Genomic DNA, 325 nt, shown 5'->3' with positions numbered 1-325 from the left:
CCTGCTCCATCCTTTAGGTTTTGTGCGCCATCATTGACTTGATTGACGCCTCCGGTTAACTTCCTTGCTCCTGCATAAACGGCATGAGCGCCATCATCCACCTGCCTGGCCCCGCCGCTAAGCTTTTGCGCTCCCGTATTGGCATCATTAAGGCCGCCGTTGAGCCTTTGGGCACCGGAATTCAATTCGGTCATGCCGACATTCAGTTTTTGGATGCCTGCATCTAATTTCCGTGCGCCGCCGTTTACCTGCTGCATACCGGTATCGACTTGGTTAGCCCCATCCGCCAATTTACCGATATCCGCTTGCTTACCTGCCAATGAGT

Annotated in this window: 1 pseudogene; it reads right to left on the bottom strand. The window is 53.5% G+C overall.

Annotation, left to right across the window (positions count from 1 at the left end):
- Positions 1-325 (bottom strand): annotated as a pseudogene (locus tag CVN76_RS02370) (hypothetical protein); the annotation flags it as partial.

The sequence above is a fragment of the Bacillus sp. mrc49 genome, assembly GCF_002803435.1.
Note: the sequence above shows the minus strand (reverse complement) of the source record. Positions and strands in the feature narration are given on the sequence as shown.